Source organism: Sphingomonas sp. Ag1 (assembly GCF_000980895.1).
Lineage (GTDB): Bacteria > Pseudomonadota > Alphaproteobacteria > Sphingomonadales > Sphingomonadaceae > Sphingomonas > Sphingomonas panaciterrae.
Genome location: NZ_LAZX01000052.1, coordinates 1 through 6,421 on the forward strand (window position 1 = coordinate 1; position 6,421 = coordinate 6,421).

At 70.3% G+C, this 6,421-nt stretch carries 6 protein-coding genes; all 6 read right to left on the minus strand.

The window, feature by feature from the left end; translation table 11 throughout:
- The coding region (locus tag XM50_RS00690) for an outer membrane protein (RefSeq protein ID WP_046406544.1) at positions 1-716 on the minus strand (716 nt) is incomplete at its 3' end.
- Between the two features lie 110 nt (positions 717-826).
- On the minus strand, positions 827-1,330 hold the full coding sequence (locus XM50_RS00695) for a DUF2793 domain-containing protein (protein WP_046406538.1): 504 nt from the start codon (positions 1,328-1,330) through the stop codon (positions 827-829).
- The gene (locus tag XM50_RS00700; RefSeq protein WP_046406540.1) at positions 1,327-3,465 is read right to left on the minus strand and encodes a phage tail protein; all 2,139 of its coding nucleotides are present in this window, start codon (positions 3,463-3,465) and stop codon (positions 1,327-1,329) included. Before XM50_RS00700 ends, XM50_RS00695 begins: the two co-directional genes overlap by 4 nt.
- Entirely contained in the window at positions 3,465-3,860 is a 396-nt protein-coding gene (locus tag XM50_RS00705; protein ID WP_046406541.1) for a hypothetical protein, read from the minus strand. The genes XM50_RS00700 and XM50_RS00705 overlap by 1 nt, the downstream gene beginning before the upstream one ends.
- Positions 3,857-4,672, minus strand: a complete 816-nt coding sequence (locus XM50_RS00710; RefSeq protein ID WP_046406543.1) for a DUF2163 domain-containing protein — start codon at positions 4,670-4,672, stop codon at positions 3,857-3,859. The genes XM50_RS00705 and XM50_RS00710 overlap by 4 nt, the downstream gene beginning before the upstream one ends.
- Positions 4,669-6,421, minus strand: a 1,753-nt coding sequence (locus XM50_RS00715) for a DUF2460 domain-containing protein (RefSeq protein ID WP_046406546.1), incomplete at its 5' end; no start/stop codon positions are given. The genes XM50_RS00710 and XM50_RS00715, both read right to left, overlap by 4 nt.

The following is a 6,421-nucleotide window of genomic DNA, read 5'->3' on the forward strand; positions in this document are numbered from 1 at the left end:
GGCGGCGGCGGCGGCGGCGGTGCAACCGGCTCGCCGAAGTTGTAGGTCAGACCGCCCAGGATGCTGTGCGACCGGAAACGACCGTCAAAGCCACGGTTCGCCACGTCGACCAGCTTCACGTTGCTGGCGTTGAAGAAGCGATACTTCAGCGTTGCATCGAGGTTGTCGGTCAGCGGTGCGCGAACGCCCGCGATGCCCTGCCATGCGAACACGGTGTCGGAGTCATCGAGGAAGCTGCCACGCTGGTTCAGCGCGATACGCGACTTGACGCGCGCCACGCCGACACCGCCGCCGATGAAGCCCTGAATGCTGTCGTCGTCGCCGAAATCGAGCAGGCCGTTGACCATGAAGCTCAGCGCCGAGGTACGGCCGCCAGCGAAGTCATAGGTGCCCGGAGCCGCGATACCCGGCCCAGCCGCGCCGAGAACGGGCGTACCGACGGTCGACGAATAGCCGTCAACCACAGCCGACTTGTAGGCGACTTCGGCTTCCAGGCGGAAGCTGCCAAAGTCGTAACCGGTCACGCCACCGACGTCATAGCCGTACTTGCTATCGACGGTGCCGGTGCCGCTGGTGGCGGCGGTGATGTCGTACTCGATGTCCTCGACGATCATCCCACCGAACTCGGCGCCTACGTACCACGCGTTATCGCGGGCAAGTGCAGGCGAGGCGAGTGCGGTAGAAGCGAATGCCAGAACTACGGCAAGCTTCCGCATAATATTCCCCTTTCCATGGTGTCACTACGGACAGCGCTAACTCAGTAAAGAAGGGATAGTTTCCACGCAAGACGACAAAAAGAAGCGACTGTTGCGGGTTTGCCACACCCCTAGCGGGCGATCAAACCGTGCGCCCGAAGCGCCTCCAGAACAAGGGAAAGCGTGGCCCGGGCGGCGGAATCGACGTTAGTTCCGTTGGTTGCGTCGGCGATGGCGGGCTGTTGCGTCGTGAGCACGCGGGTTCCGCCGACGAAAACACCGGTTGTGTGCACTGCCCCGGCCACCCATTCACCGTTTCCAAAGCGCGCGATCACCCCGCCCTCGCGGCACGCCACCGCCATGCCGTCGCGCGGGCCAACGAAGCGCCAGCCGCCCGCCGTCCATCCCGCCAGCGCCAGCGCCTGTCCCGCCCAGTCGCCGACAGGTTCCGCCCCGACGATCCAGCATTGCCCGTCCACCGGCGCGCTCGGCGGCACATCGACCCCGATCGCCTCGACGCAGGCGTGAAGGGCAAGATCGATCAGCGCCAGCGCTTCATTGTGGTCGAGTTCCTTCTGCGCCTGTCCGGCATGCAGCAGCGGCAGCGCCCAGCGCGCCGTGGTGTTCACCATCATTCATCATCTCCCAGGGTCAGCGTTGCGGGCGAGGATGCGCCGAGGCTGCCGATCTGCCGCACCGCGGCCCGCAGCGGCGCGCCGTTCAGCGCGCTCAGCGGCACCGTCACGTACGGAACCGCCGTCACGACAATGTGGCTGGCGATCGCAGTGGTGACGGTAACCTCATAGGCCTCGCGCTCTTCGCCAAGCGGCACGTCGACATGGTCGCGCCACCACCAATCGACGCGGCTGCGGCGGCGCCAGCGCAGGGCGAGCGCCCCCTCGCGGATGTCCGCCGACAGATGCACCGGCGCCAGCGGAAGGCTCGCAGCGCCGGTCAGCCGCACCGCGGCCTCCACACCTTGCTCATCCCCGACCCCCCGCGCCATGACGCGCACGGTTCCACCGGCGCCCGTGAGAGGAAGGATCCGCAGCATCGCTTCCCGCTCCAGGATCACGAAGCGATCCCCGGGTGCCAGCAAGGCCGGCGTCGTCCCGAACCGTCCGCGCCACAGATCGGAGAGCCGCCAGCGACACGCCCCGACCTGCTCGACGCTTCCGAATTGCAGCAACTCGTCACCGACCAGCGCCAGGTTCCCGCCGCGATCCAGCCCTGCCGCGTCCATACTCGTCAGCATCATGCCGTCATGCGCCAACGATACCTCGATCACGGTGCGGCGATCGACCAGCGTGGCGGGCGCGGCCGATGCTGCGGCCACGATCGTGCCGATGGTTCCGGCGGCCGGCGTTGCCCCCGCCGCCGTCCAGCTCGCGCCATCGTCGATGCTGTGATGGATCATCGCGCGTCGCCAATGCGGCGTGCTGCCCGCCGCGACGACGGCGATCGTCGGACCGGCGCCCTCCCCCATCATGGCGGGCAGTTCCGCGACGTGCACGATCGTCTGCCCCGCCGGCACATCCACCTGGCGAAGCACCCGCCCGGACGCGGCCGGCAGCGCAACCACCGGCGGCGGCAAGGCCACCAGCTCGATCGTCACGGCAAATCGCTCGATCTCCACCGATCGCACACGCCACGCCCCCGGCTCGCCGGACAGCGACACCACGCTTCCCGGCAACACGTCGACCGCCGCGATGTCCGTGACGATCCGCCGCGTGGCGCGCGCGCTGGAGGTGCGCGCCAGCATCGTCTCTGCCACCGCCCGCGCGCGCTCCGCCGGCAGCGCCGCAGCAAGGTCAATCGACATCGCCGCCCCAAGCGCGCCAGGACGAACCGCGCGCTGCACCCCCGCCTGCCAATCACGCGCCGGATCATAATGGCTGACCGTCATGGCGTGCGGCGCGCGTGCAGGCGGCGCGATCCGCCGCTGCCCCGCTCCCCCCGCCAGCATCCGCGCCGGCGCGGGGTCACCGCGCATCGCCACCCGGTCACCGATCGGAACAAACCAGGCGCCCGCCACTTCCGCCAGCGTCTCGATCACCGACCGGACACTGTCACCGTAAGCGGAAAAGCCATCGATCGGCAGCATCGCCGCCTCGTCGCCCGGCACGCTCGCGATCACCGCGGGCGCCAGTGCCTGCGCGATCGTAGCGGCGGGTACCGGCGCATCATCGGCAATCACCTCGAACGTCAGCGACGGGATGCGATTGCCGAACGCCTCCAGCGGCAAATCCTCGAATACGGCATAAGCGATGCCGCGATGGGCCGGCGCATTTTCGCCACCCTCGGCGCTCGCGATCAGCGGGTCGGCCGCCTGATCCTCGCTGCCCAGGTGCAGGCGGAATTGCACCGGCACTTTCCAGTCCCCCGCCGCTCCGCGCAACAGGTTGCCATCAGCCCAGATCCGCCCTACGCCGCGGATCGCTCGCGCCGACAATGCCACGGCAACGCTCGCCGAATAGGCGTAGCGCGTCATCGCCGGCTGTCCCTTGCCCCCGCCCTGCCGCTCGCGCCGCTCCACCAGGTCGGTCGCCCAGATCACGTGGCCCGCGACGCGCATCCGCCCGAACAGGCGCGGGATCGGTTGGCCATAGTGCGACGTCTGCACCGCCAGATCGTTGAGGCGCGGCCCATGTCGCCCCTTGGGCCGGAACAGCACATTGCGGTCCACCGCCTGGCCCAGCATGCCGCCCAGCGCCGCCCCGATCGGCCCGCCGGCAAGCCCGCCGACAGTCGTCAGCACCAAAGTCGCCATCAACCTTCCCCCAATTGCCACGCCGTCTCGATCGGCCAGGGCGGCGCGCCCGGTCGCGCCACCACCCGGCCCAGCCCGACATCGGCATGGATGATCCCCTCCTGCGTGCGCACCGCCAGATGCAGGTGCATCGCGGCCACCCGGCACAACAGGATGTCGCCGGCTTGCCCGCCCCCCGCCGGCGCGAGGCCCTGCCAGCAATCGGCGTAGCCCTGCGCATTGCCACAACGGATCGCATAGCCCTCCGGCATCGGGCCGATGTGCCCCGCGCCCCGCAGCGCTGCGGCCACCACGCCGACGCAGTCCAGCCCGATCGCCGGATCACGACCATGCAGCCGAAAGGGTACGCCGATCAGCGCCCGCGCCGCCGCCGCGACGCGCTCTCCCCGGGTCATGCGCCGGGGTAGCGCGTCAACAGGTCCATGCCGGGCAGGTACGGCTCCCCGCGAAAGTTCACGATATTGCCGAACCGCGCCACGCACGTCGCAACCGTCTTATCGCACCCCTCGCGCAGCAGCACCAACAGACCCGGCGCCGCCCCAACCGCCGCTTCGGCGGACAATGTCACCCTTTCGTCGTCCGATTGCAGGATCGCCTGCTCCAGCCCGCACGCGGCGCCGCCGATCCAGCGCAACGTGCCCCCGCCATAAGCATCGGCCACCGGTTCGCGCTGATCGAGCATCACGCTCGCCCCCTCGACCGCGCGCACCCGCGCGAACCGCCGCCGCCCGGCCATCGCCACCCGGCATCGGCGATCGCCCAGGCTGGCGCGGCACGTCGCGCTCGTCTCCTCCGCCACCGCGCGGTCGAGCGCAGCGGCCGGCCCGTGAAGCTCGACCCGAAACGCGCCCCCGCCGGCCGCATCGACCTCCAATTCTACCGCGCCGATCGTTCCGCTGTTCAGCACCAGCGGCGCCCCGCCGCGCGCCCAGTCGACGATCGCCACCGTGATCCGCGCTGCGTCCCAGCGGCCGGCGATCAGGTCATCCGCCGCGATCGCCGCGCTGCTCAGCGCGCCCTCCGTCTCGCTGATCGCGGCATCAAGCCCATCGCTGCGCCGGATCGCCGCCGGGATCATGCCGGGTGCCGCGTGATAGCGCCGCCCCTCTATTACGAGGTCGCGGTCGTGATCGGTCAGCCCGATCGTCACGCCGTCGCGCCGCTCCAGCGTCCACAGCATGGCAAAGGTGGTCAGCCGATCGCTCATGCCTCATGCACCTCGATCAGCGGCACGGCCGGCGCCGCCCCCGCCAGGAACGTTGCGCGCGTCACGCTCAGCCGGTCTTCGGCAAAGCGCACCGGCACGTCGAAGGCGAAGCTCGCGCGTACCGTGACCCCCGCAGCGGGCGCCTCGTCCAGCATCACCACCCCGCCGGGCTCGACCGTGAACCCCTGCGTCTCCACCCCGTCAAGCATCACCCGCACCGATCCCGGCACCGGCCGCGTGATACGCCGCGCGGGAGCATCGCCCGCCTCGCCGTAGTGCTTCACCAACACAAAGCCGCGCGTCACCCCGTCGCCCCTGCCGATCACCACCTCTGACGCCGCGAAATCGAACGGATCGCGCAACCGGAATCCCCGCGCCGGCCCGACCCGCGCGCGGAAGAAATCGAGCAGCGCCGCGATATCCGCTTCGCTGCGCACCCCCGGCCCCACGTCATAGCGGGTGCGCGCCCCCGCCCAGCTCGCATTGCGGCTTTCCCGCCCGCCCGCGCTCGTCACCACCGCCGTCGAGAACTCCGGCATCACCTCCGCCTCCGCGCCCAGCGCCAGCGGAAACAGCACATCGTCAAAGTCCTGCACCGCATCCTCCCCGTGTCGCGCACCCGGCGCATCCCAATGAACGAAGCCGTCGCGCATCACCTGCGGCAGCGCCCAGACATGCACGCCCCGCACGCCCCGCCCCCGCGCGGCCTCGGCCGCCGCCTCGATCGGCGCCCATTGCGCCTTGTCCTCGGGCCGCAGCACGAAGCCGGCGAGATAATCCTGCCGCGCCGCCGGATAGCCGAGCCGCGCGCTCGCCAGCGCCACGCCCTCGCGCGTCGAGGCGACATCGCCCGCCGTCACCCAGTCATAATCCTCCAGCTGAAGCACATCGAACGCCGGGCTCGCCCAGCCGATCGGCAGGTTCATCCGCTTCGCCTCTGGCGCCGCGCGGTCCAGCACGGTCGGCAGATAGGCCAGCAGATGCGTCTCGCACCCGGGATGCGCCGCCGCCACGGCCGCGCACAGCGCCGCGGTGGAGCCGGCCAGCACCGCCCCCGCCTGGTCCAGCGTCAGGCATTGCGCTGCCGTCAGCGGCGCCGCCACGCTGGGGATCGCCACCGGCGCGAACAGCGCCACCGCGGCTTCATCATACAGGCACGGCCGCCCGTCCGCCCGCACCCACCACCATGGCTCCCCCACCTGGAACCGCGGCGCCAGCCCCGCCTCCACCCCGATCGCCACAAAGGCGCAGGCGATCCGCTGGAGATACGCCATCGCCCCCGCATGGGCGGGTGACAGCAGGGTCGACGGCGGCTCCCACCCGGTCAGCGCCGGCGCGCCATCGGCGTCACGTTGCTTCCAGTCCGCCGGGCAATGCGCATCGAACAATTCGTATGACAGCGACCAGATCACGTCCTGGCCAAGCGCCGCCGCCGCTTGCGCAAAGGATCGGTGCCACGCCGCGCACGGCGCATTCACCCCGCCGGTCACCATCATGTCGGCGTCGAGCCGAAAATAATGGCTCATCCCGACATAATGGATGATCGCCCCGCGATAGCCGAGGTGGAGCACATTGCGCAGCAGCCGCGCCGGCGTCAGGTGATAGCTGTCGTCATAGCCGCTCGCGATGCGCAGCCCATGCTCGGGCAGCACCGCGTCGCCGATCCCGATCACCGATCCCGCGCCCTCGCAACGGATCGCGCTCAGTTCCGCCCAGCCCTCCGCCGGCGCATCCAGCATCGCGTCGCTC